The sequence below is a fragment of the Achromobacter sp. SLBN-14 genome (genome assembly GCF_006715415.1).
GTDB classification, from domain to species: domain Bacteria; phylum Pseudomonadota; class Gammaproteobacteria; order Burkholderiales; family Burkholderiaceae_B; genus Achromobacter; species Achromobacter mucicolens.
In genome coordinates this window covers 1680974-1699214 of the sequence record NZ_VFNE01000001.1, presented here as the reverse complement: position 1 = coordinate 1699214, position 18241 = coordinate 1680974, and the positions used below count along the sequence as shown (strand labels likewise).

The 18241-nt window shown below is 67.0% G+C and carries 22 protein-coding genes and 1 tRNA gene; 12 read left to right on the top strand and 11 right to left on the bottom strand.

Going from position 1 to position 18241, the window contains the following annotated elements:
- Positions 1-2 precede the first annotated feature (2 nt).
- From dnaQ to FBY20_RS27755, 3 genes are all read left to right on the top strand, one after another.
- On the top strand, positions 3-728 hold the full coding sequence (gene dnaQ / locus FBY20_RS07815) for a DNA polymerase III subunit epsilon (RefSeq protein ID WP_056327877.1): 726 nt from the start codon (positions 3-5) through the stop codon (positions 726-728).
- A gap of 61 nt (positions 729-789) precedes the next feature.
- Positions 790-864: transfer RNA gene (locus FBY20_RS07810), tRNA-Val, on the top strand.
- A 261-nt stretch (positions 865-1125) separates the two neighbouring features.
- Positions 1126-1293, top strand: coding sequence for a hypothetical protein (locus FBY20_RS27755; protein ID WP_167427935.1), 168 nt, complete (start codon positions 1126-1128; stop codon positions 1291-1293).
- A gap of 17 nt (positions 1294-1310) precedes the next feature.
- Here the strand turns inward: FBY20_RS27755 and FBY20_RS07805 are convergent, their stop codons facing one another.
- The 5 genes from FBY20_RS07805 to FBY20_RS07785 all read right to left on the bottom strand — a co-directional run bounded on the left by FBY20_RS07805 (position 1311) and on the right by FBY20_RS07785 (position 5497).
- A complete protein-coding gene (locus tag FBY20_RS07805) occupies positions 1311-1778 on the bottom strand; it encodes a YaiI/YqxD family protein (RefSeq protein ID WP_056327878.1) in 468 nt (155 codons plus the stop codon).
- Between the two features lie 5 nt (positions 1779-1783).
- Positions 1784-2050 carry a hypothetical protein gene (locus FBY20_RS07800; RefSeq protein ID WP_056327879.1) on the bottom strand — a complete coding sequence of 89 codons (267 nt, stop codon included), beginning with the start codon at positions 2048-2050 and terminating at the stop codon, positions 1784-1786.
- Between the two features lie 42 nt (positions 2051-2092).
- Positions 2093-3589, bottom strand: coding sequence for a TAXI family TRAP transporter solute-binding subunit (locus FBY20_RS07795; protein ID WP_142051242.1), 1497 nt, complete (start codon positions 3587-3589; stop codon positions 2093-2095).
- A 2-nt stretch (positions 3590-3591) separates the two neighbouring features.
- The gene (gene gltS / locus FBY20_RS07790) at positions 3592-4800 is read right to left on the bottom strand and encodes a sodium/glutamate symporter (RefSeq protein ID WP_056327881.1); all 1209 of its coding nucleotides are present in this window, start codon (positions 4798-4800) and stop codon (positions 3592-3594) included.
- 169 nt (positions 4801-4969) lie between these two features.
- On the bottom strand, positions 4970-5497 hold the full coding sequence (locus tag FBY20_RS07785; protein WP_142055846.1) for a GNAT family N-acetyltransferase: 528 nt from the start codon (positions 5495-5497) through the stop codon (positions 4970-4972).
- A gap of 151 nt (positions 5498-5648) precedes the next feature.
- Between FBY20_RS07785 and FBY20_RS07780 the strand changes: the two genes are divergently transcribed.
- Positions 5649-6695, top strand: a complete 1047-nt coding sequence (locus FBY20_RS07780) for a glycosyltransferase family 2 protein (protein WP_056327883.1) — start codon at positions 5649-5651, stop codon at positions 6693-6695.
- Between the two features lie 2 nt (positions 6696-6697).
- Positions 6698-8281 carry an ArnT family glycosyltransferase gene (locus FBY20_RS07775; RefSeq protein WP_370458364.1) on the top strand — a complete coding sequence of 528 codons (1584 nt, stop codon included), beginning with the start codon at positions 6698-6700 and terminating at the stop codon, positions 8279-8281.
- Here FBY20_RS07775 and FBY20_RS07770 read toward each other — a convergent pair.
- Positions 8241-8636 carry a GtrA family protein gene (locus FBY20_RS07770; protein ID WP_082586437.1) on the bottom strand — a complete coding sequence of 132 codons (396 nt, stop codon included), beginning with the start codon at positions 8634-8636 and terminating at the stop codon, positions 8241-8243. The two genes, FBY20_RS07775 and FBY20_RS07770, sit on opposite strands and share 41 nt — an antisense overlap.
- 36 nt (positions 8637-8672) lie before the next feature.
- On the opposite strand from FBY20_RS07770, the gene FBY20_RS07765 reads away from it, so the two are divergent.
- Positions 8673-9539, top strand: coding sequence for a ChbG/HpnK family deacetylase (locus FBY20_RS07765; RefSeq protein ID WP_056327935.1), 867 nt, complete (start codon positions 8673-8675; stop codon positions 9537-9539).
- Here FBY20_RS07765 and FBY20_RS07760 read toward each other — a convergent pair.
- Positions 9526-10389, bottom strand: a complete 864-nt coding sequence (locus FBY20_RS07760; RefSeq protein ID WP_142051236.1) for a LysR family transcriptional regulator — start codon at positions 10387-10389, stop codon at positions 9526-9528. The two genes, FBY20_RS07765 and FBY20_RS07760, sit on opposite strands and share 14 nt — an antisense overlap.
- A 109-nt stretch (positions 10390-10498) precedes the next feature.
- Between FBY20_RS07760 and FBY20_RS07755 the strand changes: the two genes are divergently transcribed.
- The gene (locus tag FBY20_RS07755; RefSeq protein ID WP_142055844.1) at positions 10499-10957 is read left to right on the top strand and encodes a multidrug/biocide efflux PACE transporter; all 459 of its coding nucleotides are present in this window, start codon (positions 10499-10501) and stop codon (positions 10955-10957) included.
- 4 nt (positions 10958-10961) lie between these two features.
- Here FBY20_RS07755 and FBY20_RS07750 read toward each other — a convergent pair whose 3' ends face one another.
- Positions 10962-11849, bottom strand: coding sequence for an alpha/beta hydrolase (locus FBY20_RS07750; protein WP_062838523.1), 888 nt, complete (start codon positions 11847-11849; stop codon positions 10962-10964).
- A 71-nt stretch (positions 11850-11920) separates the two neighbouring features.
- On the bottom strand, positions 11921-12808 hold the full coding sequence (locus FBY20_RS07745; RefSeq protein WP_056327887.1) for a LysR family transcriptional regulator: 888 nt from the start codon (positions 12806-12808) through the stop codon (positions 11921-11923).
- 96 nt (positions 12809-12904) lie between these two features.
- On the opposite strand from FBY20_RS07745, the gene FBY20_RS07740 reads away from it, so the two are divergent.
- Together FBY20_RS07740 and FBY20_RS07735 are read left to right on the top strand one after the other, a co-directional pair.
- Positions 12905-13309, top strand: coding sequence for a CidA/LrgA family protein (locus tag FBY20_RS07740; protein ID WP_056327888.1), 405 nt, complete (start codon positions 12905-12907; stop codon positions 13307-13309).
- Positions 13299-13991, top strand: a complete 693-nt coding sequence (locus FBY20_RS07735; RefSeq protein ID WP_056327889.1) for an LrgB family protein — start codon at positions 13299-13301, stop codon at positions 13989-13991. Before FBY20_RS07740 ends, FBY20_RS07735 begins: the two co-directional genes overlap by 11 nt.
- 8 nt (positions 13992-13999) lie before the next feature.
- Here FBY20_RS07735 and FBY20_RS07730 read toward each other — a convergent pair whose 3' ends face one another.
- Complete coding sequence (locus FBY20_RS07730; RefSeq protein WP_056327890.1) at positions 14000-14644, bottom strand: LysE family translocator; 645 nt, start codon at positions 14642-14644, stop codon at positions 14000-14002.
- Positions 14641-15564 (bottom strand): DMT family transporter, encoded by a 924-nt coding sequence (locus tag FBY20_RS07725; protein WP_056327891.1) that lies wholly within the window; start codon positions 15562-15564, stop codon positions 14641-14643. Before FBY20_RS07725 ends, FBY20_RS07730 begins: the two co-directional genes overlap by 4 nt.
- Positions 15565-15745: 181 nt before the next feature.
- On the opposite strand from FBY20_RS07725, the gene FBY20_RS07720 reads away from it, so the two are divergent.
- From FBY20_RS07720 to FBY20_RS07710, 3 genes are all read left to right on the top strand, one after another.
- Entirely contained in the window at positions 15746-17161 is a 1416-nt protein-coding gene (locus tag FBY20_RS07720; RefSeq protein ID WP_142055842.1) for a PLP-dependent aminotransferase family protein, read from the top strand.
- Positions 17162-17198: 37 nt separating this feature from the next.
- Positions 17199-17543, top strand: a complete 345-nt coding sequence (locus tag FBY20_RS07715; RefSeq protein ID WP_056327893.1) for a TIGR01244 family sulfur transferase — start codon at positions 17199-17201, stop codon at positions 17541-17543.
- A 98-nt stretch (positions 17544-17641) separates the two neighbouring features.
- Complete coding sequence (locus FBY20_RS07710; RefSeq protein WP_056327894.1) at positions 17642-18106, top strand: universal stress protein; 465 nt, start codon at positions 17642-17644, stop codon at positions 18104-18106.
- Positions 18107-18241: the final 135 nt, after the last annotated feature.

Genomic DNA, 18241 nt, shown 5'->3' with positions numbered 1-18241 from the left:
TTATGCGCCAGATCATCTTTGACACGGAAACCACCGGATTGGACCCTGCACAGGGTCATCGCATCGTCGAAATCGGCTGCGTGGAAATCGTCAACCGCACGCCGACCGGCAACAACCTGCACATCTACCTGAACCCGGACCGCGACAGCGATCCCGAGGCGCTGGCGGTGCACGGGCTGACCACCGAGTTCCTGTCGGACAAGCCGCGCTTTGCCGAAGTCGCGGACGAATTCGTCAAGTTCATCCAGGGCGCCGAACTGATCGCGCACAACGCCGCGTTCGACGTGAAGTTCTTCAACGCCGAACTCGCAAAGATCGGCCGCGGTCCCATCACCGAATTCTGCGAGACCGTCACCGACTCGCTGCTGCACGCCCGGTCGCTGTTCCCGGGCAAGCGCAATTCGCTGGATGCGCTGTGCGACCGCTTCGGCATCTCCAACGCGCACCGCACGCTGCACGGCGCCTTGCTGGACTCGCAGCTTCTGGCTGAAGTCTGGCTGGCGATGACGCGTGGCCAGGATGCGCTGCTGATCGATGTGGACGACAGCGCCGGCGCCAGCGGCGGCGGCATGGTGCTTGCGCGGTTCGACGCCTCGGGTCTGCCGGTCATCACGGCCAGCGCCGAAGAACTTGCCGAACACGAGGCTTACCTAGCCGCGCTGGACAAGAGCGTGGGTGGCGAGTGCGTGTGGCGCAAGGTCGATGCGCCCGTCGCGGCAGCCGCATAAGAAGTTATCAGAGGCGACTTGCGCACGTTTAAAAATTCGTGCTATTATTTCGCCTCTTTCGGGGTGGTTAGCTCAGTGGTAGAGCACTGCCTTCACACGGCAGGGGTCACTGGTTCGAACCCAGTACTACCCACCAAAGACCTTCCAAGGCGCTTAAGCCTTTGAAGTGCCCCAAAAGACAACGGCCAGTTCGCAGCAGGTTTTTCGCGATGCCGGTCTTGTTCGTCGGGCAGCAAACAAAAAGCCAACCTTCATCGGTTGGCTTTTTTGTTTTTGATTCATTACTCTTTCTCTGATCTGGCGCAACCCGGCAGTACCCCGGTTGCGCCAAGCCTGTTCCACGCCTGTCTATCATCAATAAATCGGCGATTGACTGCCAAGCAAACAGGAGAAGGCCATGAGTCCGCACACCAATACCATGCTCATCATCATTTGCACGGGCGTGGCGCTCATGTTGATCGGCTTCGGGTTTCGTGACCGCAATCTTGGCATGACCCTGATGGGCCTTGGCCTGGTCACCGCCATCGGCGCGATTATCTACAAGGCCTACATCACCTTTTCTTGACCCCGCCGCCGGCGGCTTCAGCTTTTTTGCGCCTGCTGCCGGGCCACGCGCGCAAGCAGCGTGTCCAGCTGGTTTGCAAACGCCTTGCGGTCGGACTGGCTGAAGGACGACGGCCCGCCCGTGTCCACGCCGCTGGCGCGCAGTTCCTCCATCATGTCCCGCAGCGCCAGCCGTTCGCGGATGGTCTCCGTCGAATAGCGTTCGCCGCGGGGATTGATCGCCATGGCGCCTTTCTCAAGCACCTGCGCGGCCAGCGGAATGTCGCCGGTGATGACGAGATCGCCCGTTTCCGCCCGCTCCACGATGTGCGCGTCAGCCACGTCAAAGCCGCGCGGCACCTGCACGGCACGGATCAGCGGCGATGGCGGGGTGTAGAGCGCCTGGTTGGCCACCAGCGTCAGCGGCATCTGCCAGCGCTGCGCGGCGCGAAAGAGGATGTCCTTGATGACGGCGGGACAGGCGTCCGCGTCGACCCAGATGTGCATCGCGCTTACGCGCCCAGCGCTTTCTCAAGCGCCTCGGCCACGAGGTCATTGGTCGACACGCCGCGTTCGGCGGCGGCGGCGCGCAGCTTGTCGGCCTGCGCCTGCGACAGTTTCAGGGGGAAGGGGACCAGGCCGGCGGCCTGATCCAGCTTGCGCTGTTCGCGGCGGTCGGGCATCTGGGAAGCGGCGCCGAAGCGGTCCGGCGTGGCCGATTGCTTGAGTTGGCCGGCCAGCTTCAGGGCCTGGTTCTTTTGGAGGTCGAATTTGTTCATCGGATTTCCTGATAGGGAGCGCCATCATAGACGCAACCCGGCTCAGCGCGGTTTGGCATGCTCCAGTTGGGCGATGCCTTCCTCGGCGCCGTCGTGCAGCGGCACGCTCAGGCCAAGCCGGGCGGTAGCCGCAGACACCTGCGAGCCCTGTGCCGAACCGGCCGCCAGCAGGTCCTGCCCGGCCTGGTAGACGGCGCGCACCACGACAAGCGCTTCGTCGCGCGTGAGGTCGGTGGTGGTCAGCATCAGCGCCGCCACCCCCACCGTCGGAATGCGCTGTGCCTGATTGGGGTAGGTGCCGGCCGCGATGTCCAGCGGCATCAGCACGCTGTCCCCGGACGTGAGGGTCTTGATGGCGTCCGGGTCCAGCGGCAGCAGCTTGAGCTGCGCCGGAATCAGCGCATCGCGCAGCGGCGTGGCCGGCACGCCGATCACCTGGGCCGCGGCGTCGACCGTGCCAGCATGCAGGAGCGGCAGGGCGGCGACGAAAGGCGAGTCGGACACCTTGTAATCGCGGCCCGCCTGCAGGCCATGCGCCGCCAGCACGGTTTGCAGCGTCTCGCGTACGGCCGATCCTTCCGGCCCCAGCGCGATCGTCTTGCCCTTGAGATCCCGCACGCCGCGCAGCGCGGGGTCGTCACGCACGACGATATGGACCAGTTCCGGGTACAGGCTGCCCAGGGCACGCAGGCCGGGGAAGGGGCCTTGCCCCGCGAAGGGGCCCGCGCCCTCGTAGGCCAGCCGCGCCGTGTCGGCCTGAGCCAAACCGACCACGGCGTCGCCGCTGCGCAGGAGCGCGATGTTGTCGGCGCCGCCGCCGGTGATGAGCGGCGACACCCGGATCTGGCGTTTTCGGGCGACGTCGCTCAGGGCGCGCGCAAACGCCAGGTACTCGCCGCGGTCCGGGCCGCCAGCCAGCGGGTAACCCTGCTGCAGCCGGGACAGGCGGCCGTTGATGCGCGCCACCGAGCGTTCCAGTTCCTGCTGCACGACGTGCTGGGCCGTGCTGGACGCGCTGTAGGTCACCGAATGCGTGATCTGGTCCAGCGTGTCCAGCAACTGGCGCGTGACCGGGGGCGGCGCGCCGGTGTCCAGCGACGGCGCTTCGGCCGCCTTGAAGCCTGCCGGCGTCACCAGCTTCCACGTCCCGCCTTCTTCGCGGTAGATGGCGCTGGCATGGGCGACGATGCGATCGCCGGCCTTGTTGCCGCCGGACTTCACGCCGCTGATGCTGCGCGGGCCCGCGCCCAGCAGCGTCACCAGCGACGCCGCGCCGGGCTGGTCCCATGCGCCCAGTGAAATGTCGCGGGTCAGTTCCAGGTCGACGTCGTAATACACGACGCGGCGGGTTTCGCCGGCCGGGGCGGTGCTGTCCGTGGCCGAGCCCATGCGCCTGAGATCGCTTATGCGAAACAGGTCCTGTCCATAGGTGGCCTCCAGGCTGCGCGTGACGTCGGCGCGCAGGGCGTCCACGTCGGGCGCGCGGCCGCAGGCGGCCAGCATCGCGCACAGCAGGACCATCAGTAGTTTCTTGAACATGACTACATCCCTCCCACGAATGGCAAGGAGATCAGCGAGCTCAGGACGATCACGTTCAGGATGTCCACCAGGAAGGCCCCGGTGACGGGGACCACGATGAACGCTTCCGGCGCCGGGCCGTGGCGGCGCGTGAGGGCCTGCATGTTGGCGATGGCGGTGGCCGTCGCACCCAGCGCGAAGCCGCAGAACGCGGCGGACATGATCGCCGCCTCGTAGTCCCGCTTGAGCAGCCGGAACACCACCCAGCCGGCGTACATCGCGCACACCAGCGTCTGCACCGCCAGCATCAGCGCCAGCGGGCCGGCAAGGCGCGCGACGCTGGACAGGTCCAGCGTCATCATCGTCATGCCCAGGAACAGCGACAGCGAGATCGTGCCGATGATGTCGGTGGCCCGGTCGTCGAGCCGGATGCCGACCAGCGGACCGGCGTTGCGGATGAGCACGCCGGTGGCCAGGCACCACAGGAAGTTGGGCAGGCTGACGGGAGCGTCTTCAACCAGCGCCGCCAGGACGCCGCCGACCACCAGGCAGACGAACGCCGCGGTCATGGACAGGATGAACGTCCCGGCCGTGGGCGGCTGATTATCTTCATTCAGGTCGGCGGGCTGGTCGCCTTGAGCCGCGGTATGGTCAAGGCTGCCCGACACCTTGTGGCGGCGCATGATCCATTCCGCCACGGGCCCGCCCACGACGCCGCCCAGCACCAGGCCCAGCGTCGCAGCCGTCATGGCCAGCGGCATGACGTCCTGGATGTTGTTGAAGTCGGCAAAGCGTGTCGCGTAGGCCGCGCCGGTGCCATGTCCGCCCACGAGCGTGATCGTGCCGCCCAGCAGTCCCATGAGCGGGTGCATGTCCAGCAGCCAGGCCATGCCCAGGCCGACGGCATTCTGCAAGACGAGAAACGGGATCAGCGCCAGCAGGAAGGCAATGAGGCGGGGGCCGCCGCGGGCCAGCAGCTTCAGGTTGGCGGTGAGCCCGATGCAGCCGAAGAACAGCAGGAGCAGCGTGGGCTTGATGCTGGTTTCCAGCGAAACGGCGACGCCGCCCCAGGTGGACAGCAGGTAGGCCAGCACGGCGAACAGCAGCCCGCCCACGATGGGGTCCGGAATGCTGTAGCGCGCCAGGACGCCGATGCGCGTGGTCATGACGCGTCCGATGACGAGCACGAGGCAGCAGGCGAGAAGGGATTGGACGGGCGAAAGGGAGATCATATGAACCTTCGCGCCCCGCCGGGGCGCAGCAAGCCAGACTGTTCAAACCGATTTCAAGCCGTAATCAAACCGCGTTTTCAGACCGTTTTGCCGCCGCATCGTTGGCGGACTGCGGACCTATCTTACGTCCGGCAAAGCGTGGCTGTACACGTTTTGAAAGACGGCTCGGTCAGGCGCGTGAGGGGGTTGAGGCCGGGGAGGGAAAGGCGCGCGACATGTAACTGGCGCCTGCGCCATAGCCGGCGAGTTTCTCGGCCAGGCCGGCGGGCTGCGGGGCAAGCGGCGCATACCCATGCCGCAGCCAGTAGCCGGCCGCCGACGCCAGGGACACCAGGCTGGCGCGCGTCAGGCCGTTGTCCACGGCGCGCGCGGCGGCGGCGCCCACCAGCGCCTGGCCCACGCCCAAGCCCTGCGCCGCCGGCACGACCGCGCAGTCATGCAGGAACCAGTGATCGGCCCGCGGCGGCAGCGCGGAAAGCGGCACATCCAGGGCGGGCGGCAGGCCCGCGTCCCAGGGGTAGGAAATCAGATAGCCCAGCACCGCGCCGGATCTGCGTGGCGCATCCGGCTGGGCAACCCAGCAATATTGGGGAGCGAGCGCGAGGCGGTTCAGGAAAAAGCCGGCGCCTTCCAGCAGGAACTGCGGATAGGCGAGGGCCTGGGCCTGGAGGATGGCGTCCACATCGCTGGCCAGCATGGGACGGACTTGGTATTGCATGACGTGTCGAAGCCTGAAAACTGCCCGCCATTGTAACGATCGGGGGCGCGCCGGCATTTCATGAAAATTCGACGAGCCCCTGCGCATACTGCACCGCATCGTGCCCCGCATTCCGTCCACTCAAAGTCCCATGCACATCCAGTTCCGGTCCGACCCCCCAGCGCCGCAGGTGTTGGGTAAGCCTCTGCCCCTGCGTTCCGTGTGGCCGCCGCAGACGGCCGACGTGCCGTATGACACCCGTGTTACCTGCGTCATTCCGTGCTTGAACGAGTGCGAGAACCTGCGCGTGCTGCTGCCGCTTCTGCGCAACCGGCTGTCGGCGTTGTGCACCAGCTGGGAAATCATCGTAGCCGACGACGGCAGTACCGACGGCACCGAAGCGCTGATGTCGGAATGGACCGAGCACGAGGGCTTTCGCCATGTGCAGCTGTCGCGCAATTTCGGCAAGGAAGCCGCGCTGAGCGCGGGCCTGGAGGCCTCCACCGGCAACGTGGTGATCTGCCTCGACGCCGATCTGCAGCATCCGCCCGCGCTGATCGAGCTGATGCTCGCGCGCTGGTCTGCCGGCGCTGAAATGGTGTACGCCGTGCGGCGCGACCGCGCCGACGAGTCTTGGCTCAAGCGCTCGGGCGCGCGCTGGTTCTATCAGTTGCTCAGCAATGCGCGGGGCGTGCAGGTGCCCGCGCACGCCGGCGACTTCCGGCTGATGGACCGCAGCGTGGTCGACGCGCTGATCGCGCTGCCCGAGCGCACCCGCTTCATGAAAGGCCTGTATGCCTGGGTCGGGTTCAAGGGCGAGGCCCTGCCGTACACGCCCGACGAGCGCATGCACGGCACCAGCACCTATAGCGGTCTGCGCCTGTTCCGTCTGGCGCTGGACGGACTGACTGCCTTTACGACCTGGCCGCTGCGCATGGTCAGCCTGGTGGGCGTGGCGTTTGCCGTCCTGGCGTTGGCCTATGCGGGATTCCTGGTGGTGGACTACCTGATGTCCGGCAACGCCGTATCCGGGTGGACGACCATCGTCACGGCGGTGCTGTTCTTTGCGGGCGTCAACCTGATCTCGCTGGGCGTCGTGGGCGAATATGTCGCCCGCATCTTCGACGAAGTGAAGGGCCGACCGCTGTTTGTCGTGCGACGCACCCGAGGCGGTCCCGCCGGCAAGGCGCAGGGCTGATGATGGCCAACCTTAACAAGCCGGCGCGCTCCGAATGGACCCCGCCGGCAGGATGGCTGCTGCTGGCCGCGGGAATCTGGCTGGCCTGGTTGGCGTGGATGCGTCCGCTGACGCTGCCCGACGAAGGGCGTTACGCCGGCGTCGCCTGGGACATGCTGCGCAGCGGCTCGCACGCCGTGCCGCTGCTGGACGGCATGCCGTACTTTCACAAGCCGCCGCTGTATTACTGGCTGACCGAACTATCGTTTTCGGTATTCGGCGTGCATCCGTGGGCGGCGCGCGTGCCGTCGTGGCTGGCCGCGTGGAGCGCGGCCGCCGGGTTGTACGTATTCGTGCGCCGGCATCGCGACGCGGCGGCCGCCTCGCTGACGGTGCTGGTGCTTTGCACCGTGCCGTTCTTCTACGGCGGCGCGCAGTTTGCCAACCTGGACATGCTGGTCGCGGGCCTCATTACGCTGTGCGTGCTGGCCGCCGCGGAAACCGTGTTGCGCGTCGAGCGTGGCGATCGGTGGCGCGCGATGTCCGTGGCGGCCGGGGCGCTGGCCGCGCTGGCGGTGCTGGCCAAGGGGCTGATCGGCCTGGTGCTGCCCGGCGCCATCCTGTTGCTGTGGCTGGTCTGGGAGCGGCGCTGGCGCGGGCTTGGGGCGCTGGTCTGGCCGCCGGCGCTGCTGGTGTTCCTGGCGGTGGCGGCGCCGTGGTTCGTGCTGATGCAGGTGCGGTTTCCGGGCTTTTACGACTACTTCTTCGTCTACCAGCATTTCCAGCGCTTCGCGGCCGCCGGTTTCAACAATGCCCAGCCGTTCTGGTTCTACCTGCCCGTGCTGGCCGGATTGAGCCTGCCGTGGTCGCTATGGGGCGGCGGCATCCTGCGCCGCGCGTTCTGGATCGCGGGTCCGGCGCGCAGCCTGCGGCGCCTGGCCGCGGTGTGGTTCGCCGTGGTGGTGGTGTTCTTTTCGTTGCCGCATTCCAAGCTGATTGGCTATGTGCTGCCTGCGCTGGCGCCGCTCGCGTTTCTGCTGGCGGAGGTCATCCTGGCAGCGTGGCGCAGCGAGAACGGTTTGACGACGCCGCGGCTGGTGCGCATCAGCGCCGCGGTCGGCGCCGGGATCTGCGTCATCGCCGTGGGCATCGCCGCATTCAATGCGAAGGGCAGCGCCGCACCGCTGGCCCAGGTCGTGCGGCAGGAAGCGCGGCCGGACGATACCTTCGTGTCGCTGCACGCCTATCCCTTCGACCTGGCGCTTTACGCGCGCGCCCCGCGGCCCACCTGGGTCGTGGATGACTGGCTCAATCCCGAGGTGCCGGTGCGCGACAACTGGCGCAAGGAGCTGTACGACGCCGCGAAGTTCGATCCGGTCACCGGCAAACAGGTGCTGATCAGCGCCGAGCAGTTCAACGCCACGCTGTGCGCGGCGGCGGACGGGGCGCGGTTCTGGGTGTGGGGCGGTCATGGCGATGGCGCCATCTACCTGCCGCTGCAAGGGCTGGCGCCCGTCGTGACGAGCGCCCGGCATGCGATGTGGCGCGTGGACGCGGGCGCGGCGCTCAGGCAGCGGGTTTGTGCCGGAACGCCCACAGCCGGCTAGCGATGAAGGTGCCGAACGCCAGGCCGATGAGGATCAGCGCCAGCAACGTGTCGTAGGGTACGTCGGTGGCGTGCAGCAACCAGGCATAGGCAGATTCGTTGATCGCAAAGCCGATCGCTGAAATAAAAAAGAAACGACGGGCCGCTACGGTCCAGGGTATGGGCGAATGTCGAAACGTGAGCCGGTAATGGCCGCTGAAGGACACCACGAAGGCGCTCAGCCAGCCGATCAGGTTGGCCGCCAGCGGCGGTGCGCCGAACGCTTCGACGCAGCCCACGGCAACGGCCCAATGCGTTGCGGCGGCAGCGCAGCCGACGGCGACGAAAAGACTGATCTGCCGGATGAGGGTGCGCATGGGGAATGTGTCGAAGAGCTGAATGGAGAGACGTTGATGAGCAAGCGCGTCGTGGTGTGCGGTGATGATTTTGGCATGAATGCGGACGTCGATGAGGGCATGATTGCGCTGGCCGGCATGCGGCGGGTCAGCGCGGTCAGCTGTCTCTCCTTGGGCCCCACGTTCGCCGCCAATGCCCCCAGGCTGGCGGCGCAGGATGTGGACATCGGCCTGCATCTGAACTTCTCGGAAACGCTGGGCGCGGACGCCGAACCGCTGCCTTCGCTCGGCGCGTTGATCCTGAAGGCCTATGCGGGCCGGCTCGATGCCGCCTGGATCGATGCGCGGCTTGATGAACAGTTCGACGCTTTCGAAGCCGCGTTCGGCCGCGCGCCGGACTATGTCGACGGGCATCAGCACGTGCATCAATTGCCCGGCATCCGCAAGCGCGTCCTGGCGCGGCTCGCGCAGCGTTACGGGACGCAAAGGCCCTGGTTGCGCCAGACGGCGCCCGGCATGCAATGCGGCATTCCGCTTAAGGAATCGTTCAAGGCGCATGTGATCGGCGCGTTGGGGGCGGCGGCGCTTGCGCGCGAGGCCCGTTCAAGCGGCTTGCGGACCAACCGGCGCCTGTTGGGTGTGTATGCGTTCGACGGCGGCCAGCGCCGCTACGCGCAGCTCTTGCAGACCTGGCTGTTCAATGCGCGCGAGGGCGATCTCGTCATGTGTCATCCGGCATTGGGATTTGCTAGAAGCAACGAGCAGGACAGCGCGATGGCGCGCCAGCGCCGTGCCGAATTCGACGTGCTGGCCAGCCCCAAGCTGGGTGACTGGCTGGACGCCAACGGCGTGCGCATCACGCGCCTGGCGTTGACACGCGCCGATCACGAATTGCCGGTAGTGGGACGCGCTATCCCCGCGTGAGGCTTTCCAGCAGCCATGCGCCCGCCGGCCCCAGCGCGCGCCGGGTCGACCAGACCGCGTCGACATGGATCCGGCGCGGCCATCCCGGCACCTTCAGTTCCACGAGCTGATCGCCGCCGAAGCGCTGGATCATCCAGCGCGGCAGTTCAGTCCAGCCGAATCCCAGACTGGCCATTTCCAGCAGCATCAGGTAGCCGGGCGCCGACCACGTCGCATGCGCGGGCGTGGCGTCCTTGTCATCCAGCTCGTACGTGCTCAGGCGCAGTTCGCGTTCGGTTTTCAGGTGGTCGGACGTGACCGACGGCAGGCTGGCCAGCGGATGCGAACGCCCCACGCACAGGACGATTTCCGAGCCCTCGGCCAGGCACGCATGCGCCACGTCCGGCGGGTAGGTTTCCTGCGCGGCCATCAGGCCGACGTGGGCACGGCCCTGCTGCACCAGCGCCACCACGTCCTCGTATTCCGCGATCAGGCATTCGAAGCGCAGGGCCGGGTAGCGCTTGTCGATCTGGCTCAGCATGGTTTCGAACGTGCGCGACTGGAAGGTGTCGGACAGCACGACCGTAAGCCGGGGTTCCAGGCCTTCGGACAACTGGCTGGCGCTGCGGTTCAGCCGGTCGTTGGCGGCCAGCACCTGCATGGCCTGTCCCAGCAGCACCTTGCCCGCGGCGGTCAGCGCGGGCTGGCGCTGGCTGCGGTCGAACAGCGTGACGTTCAGATCCACCTCCAGGTTGGCGATGGTTTCGCTGATGGTGGATTGGCTTTTGCCCAGCTTGCGGGCCGCGGCCGAGAAAGAGCCTTCGGCGGCTACCTGGGCGAAGGCAGCCAGGGATTCAAGGGAATGACGCATGGCGGTGATCGGTCGGAGTATCGGATTTTCCGATGGATATGATCTTTATCGTAACGGAATAGGCGTGGAAAATGCCGTCACTCCGAAGCAAACCGACCGCAGGTGGGTCATGACGCAAGCCAAGAAAACCCTCAAAGAACGATTCCTCCACGCCTTCCTGTTCGAAATCATCGCGATCGGGCTGTGTGCCCCCGTGGCGGCCTGGGCCATGGGCAAATCCCTGTTTGAAATGGGCGTGCTGACCGCGGTGATCGCCTGGATCGCGCTGGTGTGGAACATGATCTACAACGCGGGCTTTGACCGCATCGAAAACCGTTTTGGCTGGACGCGCACTTTTCGGGTGCGGGTGGCGCATGCATTCGGCTTTGAGTTTGGCCTGATCCTCATCGTGATCCCGCTGGCGGCCTGGTGGCTCAGCATCAGCTTGTGGGAAGCCTTCGTGCTGGATATCGCACTGGTGCTGTTCTATCTGCCCTATGCCTTCTTCTACAACCTGGCCTACGACCGCGCGCGTCCCCGCGTGATCGCCTGGCTGTCGCGCCGCGGCGCTGCCGCCGCCGGGGCATAGAGGCTCAACCCTTCTTGCGCTGGTAGGCCTGGCGGGCGTCCTGCATGAAGGTCTTGACGGCGGTTTCGTACTGAGTGCCGCTGCGGAAGGCGCCCGAATGCGAGGCGCCTTCAATCTTGACCAGTCGCTTCAAATCCGGCGCTACGTTTCGGGCGGCCGCAAAGAGCTCGTCGCTCATGGTGTGCGGCACCACGCGGTCCGCGGTGCCGTGCATGAACAGCATCGGCGTGTGCAGCTGGGCCAGCTTGTCCACGGAGGCAAACGGCTGCGTGACCAGCAGACTGGCGCCGGGCACGTTGCCCCAGCGCAGGGTGGCCAGCATCGCGCCGATGCTGGTGAAGCTGGATTCCACGATCAGGCCGGCAAAGTCCGGCTGCTCGGGACGCGAGGCCAGGTCGATGGCGATTGCGCCGCCCAGGCTATGCCCGTAGACGAAGCGGCGCGCCGGATCGGGCTGCAGCCGCGCCAGTTCCTTCAGGCCCGCCATGGCGTCCTGCAGCGCGCTTTCCTCGGACGGCAGACGCGGCGTGGACGCGCCAAAACCGCGATAGTCGATCGCCAGCATGGAATATCCCATGCGGCTCCAGCCGTCGATACGGAACGCGCTGCCATTCAGGTTCCAGCGCGCGCCATGCAGATACAGGACCGTGGGGGCGCCCGGCTTGGGGCTTGCCAGATACCAGGCGCGCACCTTGTCGCCGTTTTCCAGCGTCAGGTCGTAGACCTGCGTCCCGGCGGCGGGATCCCGCCACCACGATTGCGGCTCGGATTGCGGCGAAAAAATGGTCTGGCGTTGCCAGGAATCCAGTTGCGTGCAACCGACCACGCCGGCGGCGGTGAGCACGGCGGCGGCAAACAGTCGGCGGGCAGAGAAGCGGGGCAAGGCGGGCATGAAGGGTCTGACCCGGCAAGTCGGGTTGGGTTCCGGCATCAGCATACTCCGGCGCGGCCGGCCCGGCGCCGTCACGGGGTGCCGGGATGCACCTCGCGCGTCAACGCCAGCCATGCCTGCGCGGCGTAGGACAGGTAGCCGCCGCGGCGCCACACCAGCACCATTTCCCAGTCCGTCCCCGTATCGCGCAAGGGCGCGCGCGCCACGCCTGCGTGCAGCGCCACGTCTGCCGTGATGCGCGGCAGGAAGGCGACGCCCAGCCCCGCGGCCACCAGCGCCACGATGAAATCGATCTGGCCGCTGCGCGCGGCGATGGCCGGCACGAAGCCCGCCCGCTGACACGCGTCGTGGATGATGCGATTCAAGGCGAAGCCGCTCTCGAACAGGATGAAGGGCGAGTCGCGCAGGTCGTGCAGCCCCACGGAGGCCGCATGCGCCTGCGGATGGTCGGCGGGCATCAGGGCGACCAGCGGTTCACGCGCCACCGGCTGCCATTCGAAATGGTCGGGCACCGGCTTGAGCGACCCGGCCAGCTCGATTTCGCCGGCCATCACCATCTCTTCGAGGCGGCGGCTGCCATGTTCCACCAGACTGATCTCGATGCGGGGATAGCGGCTGCGAAAGCGCGCGAACATCGGCGCGAACAAAGAACTGCTGCCCAGCGGTGGCAGACCCAGGCGCAGCACGCCGCGCTTCAAGCCCTTCAGATCGTCCAGCTCGGCCCGCAGATCGTCGCGTTCGGCCAACATGGCGATGGCGCGCCGGTACACGATCTCGCCAGCCGCCGTCAGCCTTAACGGCTGCGCCTGCCGGTCCAGAAGCGGCATGCCCAGTTCATCCTCCAGTTGCCGCACGGCCTTGCTGACCGTGGGTTGGGTGGCATGGATGACCTTCGCCGCCTGGGAAAAACCGCCTTGCCGGACGACTTCGACCAGGGCGCGCAACGTACGCAGTTCCATGGCTATGCCTGATTGGAATAGAAGGGATTCATCGAATTCATTTTATCTATGCCCGCCGCAGGCGTACAACGGAACCTTGCCGCTGGAGTTCGTCTCATGACCCGCTTTCGCCATTCCATCCTTTTGCGCAGCGCGCTGCGCCGCAGCCGTCTGCTCCAGATCGCGTTGATCGTTCTTTTTTCCCTGGCGGGGCAGGCGGTGGCGCAGGCCTCGGGCCTGCCGGTGCCCGGCGGCGTCATCGGGATGGCGCTGGTGCTCCTGCTGCTGGCGACGCGCCGGTTGCGCGTGCGCAATGTGCAGCGCGGCGCAAGCTGGCTGCTGGGCGAAATGCTGCTCTTCTTCGTGCCAGCGGTCATGTCGCTGCTGGACCACCGTGAATTCCTGGGGCTGCTGGGCGTCAAGCTGCTGGCGGTCATCCTGCTGGGCACGGCGCTCGTCATGGCAGGGACGGCGCTGACCATCGATCTTTGCTACCGCTGGATGAACCGCCATGCGGCCTGAATTCAACCTGCTTTTCTGGCCGGCCGCGACGGTCGCCGCCTACGTCTGCGCGCGTCTGTTCTACCGCCGCTACGCCTACTGGTGGACGTCCACGCTGGTCGTTGCGCCCGCGCTCCTGCTGACGCTGGCCATCCTGCTGCATACCGGCTATCGCGAATACATGTCCGGCTCGCACTGGCTGATGGCCATGCTGGGCCCGGTCATCGTCGCGTTCGCCTTGCCGCTGTATCAGCAGCGCGCGCTGATCCGGCGCTACTGGCCGGTGCTGGCCGCCGGGGTGGCGGTGGGCAGTGGCATCGCGGGCGCCAGCGCATGGCTGCTGGGCAGCCTGCTGGATTTGCCGCCGGACCTGCGGCTCAGCTTGTTGCCGCGTTCGGTCGCCACGCCGTTTGCCGTGGCGGTGTCGTCCCACGTGGGCGGCGTGCCCGACCTGACGGCCGTTTTCGTCATCGTGACGGGCGTGTTTGGCGCGGCCATCGGCCAGCTCATGTGCAGGTGGCTGCCGCTGCGCTCGGCATTGGCGCGCGGCGCGTTATTCGGCATGGGGGCGCACGGGGCGGGCACGGCCAAGGCCCGCGAGCTGGCCGCCGAAGAGGGCGCAGTCGCGGGCCTGGTGATGGTGATGGCGGGCCTGTTCAACGTGCTGGTCACGCCGGCCGTGGTGGTGGGGCTGCTGGCCTGAACGGCGGGTCAGTGGAGCAGTTCCAGCGCGACGGGATACAGCGAGGCCACCAGCAGCAGGGCCATGCCCACATTGAAGGCGCGGATGGCGGCAGGCCGGTGCAGCACGCGGCGCAGGGCCGTGCCGAAGGTCACCCAGATGCCGATGCTGGGCAGGTTGACGATGCCGCTGACCAGCGTCGCGATCACCAGGTTGGCGAAGAAGCCGTTCTGCGGCGTGTAGGTCGCCACCACGCCCACCGCCATCACCCAGGCCTTGGGATTGACCCACTGGAACGCGGCGGCCTGCAGGAACGTGAACGGCTTGCCGCGCGCCTCGCCCTCGTCCAGCGGGCCGGAGTTGGCGATCTTCCACGCCAGATACAGCAGATAGGCTGCGCCGGCGTACTTCAGGACGGTGTAGAGGGCGGGCGTCTGCTGAAAGACCGAACCCAGGCCGACGCCCACCAGAAAGATCATCAGCGTGAAGCCCAGGTTCACGCCCAGCAGATGCGGCACGCTGCGCCGGAACCCGAAGTTCAGCCCCGACGAGGCCAGCATGACGTTATTGGGGCCGGGCGTGATCGAGCTGACCAGCGCAAACAACGCCAGCGGGCCCAGCAGGGAAAGCGAGGCCAGCGGGACGTCGGCCCAATTGGCGGGAAGCAGGTTCATTTCGGGGTCCTCACGATGGCGCGGCGTCCGCCGGCAATAACGGCGATCACGGCGGCGGCAAACACGAACGTCGTCGCCTCCACGGTTTCGCCAAACAGCAAAGCAGCGGCCACGACGGTAAGGAAGGGTTGCAGCAATTGCACTTGTCCGACCCGGGCAATTCCGCCGGCGGCCAGGCCGCGGTACCAGGCGAAAAATCCCAGGAACATCGAGCCGAAGGCCAGGTAGGCGCAGGCAGCGATGACGTCCGGGCTGGGCCAGTGGGGCTGCTGCGCCGCCATCCAGCCGACCGGCAGGGCCACCACGGGTGCGCTGATGGCAAGCGCCCAACATATTGTGCGCCAACCGCCCAGCGTGCGCGAGGCGCGCGCGCCCTCGGCGTAGCCCATGCCGCCCAGCACCACGGCCACCAGCAGCCACAGGTAGCCCGCAGTCAGCGTGCCTTCGCCCTGGCGCAGCGCATAAGCGGTAACCAGCGCGGCGCCCGCGACGGCCCAGCCCCAGAAGGCGGCCGAAGGCCTTTCACCGCTGCGCAGCGCGGCAAAGGCGGCGGTGGACAGCGGCAGCAGGCCGTTGAATACCGCGCCTTGCGACGAAGGCACCGTCTGCATCGCGATCGACGAGGCCAGCGGCCAGCCCACGACGATGCCCAGCGCCGCCAGGATCACGCCCGGCCACTCCGCGCGATTGGGCCGGCGGCTGCGCGTCAGCCACAACAGGGCGACCGCGGGCAGCGCGGCGATCAGCGCGCGGCCCAGTCCCACCAGCAGCGGCGCCAGTTCGGCCACCGCCACGCGAGTCATGGGCAACGTTAGCGAAAACACCAGCACGCCCAGGAAACCGTAGCCGTATCCCTCCCAGAGGGAAGACGAGGGGGCGGGAACGGCCGAAGGCGAGGGGAAGAGCGCGGGACGGGTCATGACAGCACCGGAAAAATGTCTCAATGGCCGCGCCTGCGGTTGCAGGCTTTCGGCATTGCTGTCACTCTACGCACAGCCATCAGTACAGTACCGGTACACAATGGCGTGTCACTTTAATCACTGGCCTGGTCAAATCTCCATGACAGTTGCTCCGTCCTCTCCTTCCATGCCCTGGCAGCCCGTGCGCCAGGCCGATGCCACCCTGGTGGCGCAACTGGCCGATGGCCTGGCCCGCCGCATCGACGAGCAAGGCTTGCGGCCCGGCACGCGCCTGCCGTCCATCCGCAAGATGGCCGAACAGTCGGGCGTCAGCCGTTTCACCGTGGTCGAGGCCTACGACCGCCTCGTGGCCCGCGGGCTGGTGCAATCGCGCCGGGGCGCGGGGTTTTTCGTAAAGGCCCGCAGCGGCCCGCTGACGGCGGTGGCCGCCGCCGCGCCCAGCACGCTCGCGCCGCCCGCGCGGGTGGACATCGCCTGGCTGTTGCGCAGCATGTTCCGGGAATCCAACGCGCCGGGCATGCCGGGCGGGGCGGGCCTCCTGCCGGCCGATTGGCTGGATCCCGACATGGTGGCTGGCGCCGTGCGCGCGGTGGGTCGTTCAGTGCGCGCCAACCTCGTCAGCTACGGCAGCCCCCAGGGTTTTGCGCCCCTGCGCCAGCAGATCGCCGCGGTGCTGCAGAACGAGGGCGTGCCGGCCCATCCAGAGCTCAACCTGCTCACGACCAACGGTGTCACCCACGGGCTGGATCTCATCGCGCGCCACCTGGTCAAGGCGGGCGATACCGTCCTGGTCGAGGACCCGGCCTGGTTCGTGATCTTCGGCCGCCTTGCCGCCTTTGGCGCCCGCCTGATCGGCGTGCCGCGCGGCCCCAACGGCCCGGACCTCGACCTGCTTGAGCAACTGGCCGCGCAGCACAAGCCCAAGCTTTTCATCATCAACGGATCGGTTCACAACCCCACCGGCCACACGCTGTCCGCCGGGGCCGCCTACGGCATCCTGCGCATCGCCGAACGCCACGATTTCATGGTTGTCGAAGACGACACCTACGGCGAGCTGCATCCGGGCGGCGCCATCAAGCTCGCGGCCCTGGACCGGCTGAACCGCGTCATCTTCGTGGGGGGATACTCCAAGATGCTGGCTGCCAGCCTGCGCGTGGGCTATGTGGCGGCCAATGCCGACCTGCTGCAGAAGCTGGCCGACCTGAAGATGCTGGCGGGTCTGACTTCACCCGAATTGGGTGAGCGCGTCGTGCACCGCGTCCTCATGGAAGGGCAGTACCGGCGCCATATCGAACGCGTGCGACAGCGGGTCGACGACGCGCGCCAGCGCTGCATGAAGGGCTTGCTGAAACTGGGCCTGACCATCCCGCACGAGGCGCACGCTGGCATGTTCGTCTGGGCCGATTGCGGCCGGGATTCCGAGGTGCTGGCGCGCGAGGCCGCGGACCGCGGCATGCTGCTCGCGCCGGGGACGCTGTTCTCGCCGACGCAGGCGCCATCGACCATGCTGCGCTTTTCGGTATCGATTGCCGACCACCGGGGCATCTGGGCCGAACTGGAAAAACTTTTCGCGCAAAACGGGTCCTACAATCAATAATTCCGAGCCAGATCGCCCAGTCACCGAAGGAACCGTCATGTCCGCACCCATCAAGCCCCTTACCCAGAACTTTGCCGTCGCCCCGCAACTGGGCCCCGACGACATGGCCGACGTGGCCGCCGCCGGGTACAAGAGCGTCATCATCAACCGCCCCGATTTTGAAGGCGGTCCGGACCAGCCCACCGCCGCCGACGTGTCGCGCGCCGCGCAGCAAGCCGGCCTGCAGATCGAATATCAGCCCGTCGTGGGCAGCGCCATGACGGCCGCCGACGTCGCCCGCTTTGCGGAACTGCTGCGCACCCTGCCGGGCCCGGTCCTGGCATACTGCCGCACCGGCACCCGCTGCACCAACCTGTTTGCGGCTGCCCAGCAGTTGGGATAAACCCCGCCTTGACCCTCGTCAAGGCCGCCAGTTCGGCTGATGTCGGCCCGGCGGCTTTCCGGTAGCATAAAGATTCCTCCAACACAGGAGCAGGCAAGATGTTCAAGAAGATCCTGATTCCCACCGACGGTTCCCCGCTCTCGGCCCAAGCCGCCAACGCAGGTATCTGCTTCGCGCGCGAAGTCGGCGCCGAAGTCGTCGCCCTCTACGTGACGCAGCCCTTCGCGGCCACCATCGGTTTTGACGGCATGGCCGCGGCCTATGCCATCACCGACGAAGACTACGAAAAGGCCTCCGCCGAGCAAGCCGACAAGTACCTCAAGCAGATCAGCGACCGCGCCGACACCGCTGGCGTCAAGGTCGAAGCGCGCGCCGTGTCCAACTTCAACGTGGCTGACGGCATCGTCCAGGCCGCCACCGATGCGGGCTGCGATCTGATCTTCATCGGCAGCCACGGCCGCAGCGGCCTGTCGCGCCTGCTGCTGGGCAGCGTCACCGCCAAGGTGCTCTCGCTGGCCACCACTGCCGTGCTGGTCTATCGCGTCAAGGAAGACAAGAAGTAATTGCGCGCCAACTTGGTGCGCGTAGCGCGCCACCGCATGCGCCAAGGCCCCTCTGCCAGAGGGGCTTTTTCATGCCCGGCGCATGCGCTTATACGTTGGTATGGCGGGGCCAAACTCATGGACCCGCCAAACTCG